At 52.6% G+C, this 1,800-nt stretch carries 4 protein-coding genes and 1 pseudogene; 1 reads left to right on the top strand and 4 read right to left on the bottom strand.

Going from position 1 to position 1,800, the window contains the following annotated elements; translation table 11 throughout:
* The 4 genes and pseudogenes from JX325_RS16205 to JX325_RS16190 all read right to left on the bottom strand — a co-directional run.
* A pseudogene (locus JX325_RS16205) lies at positions 1 to 295 on the bottom strand (terminase); the annotation flags it as partial.
* A gap of 8 nt (positions 296 to 303) precedes the next feature.
* Complete coding sequence (locus JX325_RS16200) at positions 304 to 705, bottom strand: hypothetical protein (protein ID WP_204792073.1); 402 nt, start codon at positions 703 to 705, stop codon at positions 304 to 306.
* 1 nt (position 706) lies between these two features.
* Positions 707 to 1,084, bottom strand: coding sequence for a hypothetical protein (locus tag JX325_RS16195; RefSeq protein ID WP_243414146.1), 378 nt, complete (start codon positions 1,082 to 1,084; stop codon positions 707 to 709).
* 11 nt (positions 1,085 to 1,095) lie between these two features.
* On the bottom strand, positions 1,096 to 1,368 hold the full coding sequence (locus JX325_RS16190; protein ID WP_204792071.1) for an SH3 domain-containing protein: 273 nt from the start codon (positions 1,366 to 1,368) through the stop codon (positions 1,096 to 1,098).
* 94 nt (positions 1,369 to 1,462) lie between these two features.
* On the opposite strand from JX325_RS16190, the gene JX325_RS18570 reads away from it, so the two are divergent.
* Positions 1,463 to 1,786: a hypothetical protein gene (locus JX325_RS18570; RefSeq protein ID WP_204792070.1), complete on the top strand. Its 324-nt coding sequence runs from the start codon at positions 1,463 to 1,465 to the stop codon at positions 1,784 to 1,786.
* The last annotated feature ends 14 nt before the right edge of the window (positions 1,787 to 1,800 follow it).

The following is a 1,800-nucleotide window of genomic DNA, read 5'->3' as shown; positions in this document are numbered from 1 at the left end:
GTTCATAAACCGACCGTTCTACAAAGTAGTACCACCCAAACACCTGCTCCCCCCAGAGTTTGAAGCTGTCAAGAAGATGAAGGTCGGAGCCGTCAGTCAAAGTGAGTTCGGCCTCGCAATACTTGATCCATCCCTCAACCGCTTTGTCGTCGTAGTAAATTCCAGGGTTAGCAATAAGGTCGTCGATCCGGTTCATCTCCATCGAGACTTCCTTGCACACCGGAATTTCGCCTCGTATCACGGCTTCCCGGAACGCACCATAATAGCGGGGGACCGCAGTGTTTGACAGCGCCATCAGTTCACCTACTTTTTCTTCGGGCCGCCGTTAAAGATAGCGTTGGCGAACTCCTTCGTATCAAAGGACCCGGATACAGCAGCCTTTCCCGCATACAGAATGGCCCCGGTTGCGACGGTTGTCAGGACCTTACTCCCAACATTCTTGAGAATATTCTGAGCGTAGGCTCGACCGGAATTGACCTCTTGGTTCGTTAACTCGTGAAGCTGCTTCTCCAGTTGGAGACGCTCGATTTTTTTCTTGAGCTGAGCGTTGGTCAGGGTGCCACGGTTTTTGGAATCGGTCCGCTTTTGAACTGCGGAAGCTCGTTGCTTACCGGCCGCAGTGAGCGAGCCATCGGCATTCTGGAACCGGCGGACACCCCACTTCTGGCCTTTGATGCCATGATGCTGCATCACGATTTCAGCCATTTCAAACTTCCTCCTCTCCTCGGTTGTCATCCTCCGGATCAACGGCATTACAAAGCCGCCACTCACACTCGCTGATCTGCCGGTTGATAGATTCGATAACGGCAGCACCGAGCGGTGGATCGAACATAAGTCTGACCTTGAGTTGCATATAGGTTTTGACAAGGGCGAACTTCTTCGGCTCCTCGCCGATAAATGCCGTCCACGTCTCACTATCGTTTGTAATGGAGAAACCGTCGGACGGCCCAACGCCCAACTGTGTCAGGATGGAAAACACAGAATTGATGTGCATGATGATGTCGGGGTCGAAATGCTTGTACTCCGCATCAATGCCCAACAGTTTCTTGATAGACACCAGGATGCTTTCGGTTTGCTCCACCATATATGCCCCTCCTAACGCCGGAGATGGATATACTGCTTCATGCAATAGCCCTCGATGCCGTCATCGGTGCGGACCTTGCAGAAGGTGTCGGTGGAACCGTCCAGATCCACAGTCACCGTGGACAGCGCCGGGATAACGGTGAGGACGGTTCCATCGGGGTCAGGGGTTTTCCGAACATTGAGCTTTACGCAGTCGGTCACGACGCCGATAAACGGCTTGTCGCTCTTGTCCTCGACAGCCGTGGACGTCTTCAGTTTGTTGCTACCAGTATTGTTGCTTTGCATGTCAATCTCCTTCTTGTAGTCAGTGTCTCCAGGGGCAGGTGTCGTTCCTTGTCCGCTGGGTCGGAGCGATGACCAGGAGGCCCTCGTCTCCATAATGGATTGCTTGATGGGTTTCATGAACTGTGGTAATGAGATACTCGGGGTTCAGCAGAAAATCGCTACGCCACCGAATGTCGGACGGACGGATGGGGTTCATGTGGTGAATGAGAATGCGGCCAAATATCTCATGACCCGCAACCCCAAGGTCGCAGCCACAATCTCGGGTAATGACGATGTCCCGAATCCGTTTCCATTCAGGCGAACGGTAAAAAGCCTGGTTCATGTACCTGTCAAAGCCAAAGGTTTCCTCGCACACATTACCGCTCAGCCGAAGATAACGATATCTCTCTTCAAAGGTCGGAAGCTGAACCAGCTCTGAGTAGCACCTAATCT

Source organism: Oscillibacter sp. CU971 (assembly GCF_905219725.1).
Taxonomy (GTDB): Bacteria; Bacillota; Clostridia; order Oscillospirales; family Oscillospiraceae; genus Oscillibacter.
This window is presented reverse-complemented; position numbering and strand designations above follow the sequence as displayed.

Coding starts and splice junctions, on each gene's coding strand:
- JX325_RS16190 (WP_204792071.1), bottom strand. CDS start 1,368: ATGCAAAGCAACAATACTGGTAGCAACAAACTGAAGACGTCCACGGCT.
- JX325_RS16200 (WP_204792073.1), bottom strand. CDS start 705: ATGGCTGAAATCGTGATGCAGCATCATGGCATCAAAGGCCAGAAGTGG.
- JX325_RS16195 (WP_243414146.1), bottom strand. CDS start 1,084: ATGGTGGAGCAAACCGAAAGCATCCTGGTGTCTATCAAGAAACTGTTG.
- JX325_RS18570 (WP_204792070.1), top strand. CDS start 1,463: ATGGATTGCTTGATGGGTTTCATGAACTGTGGTAATGAGATACTCGGG.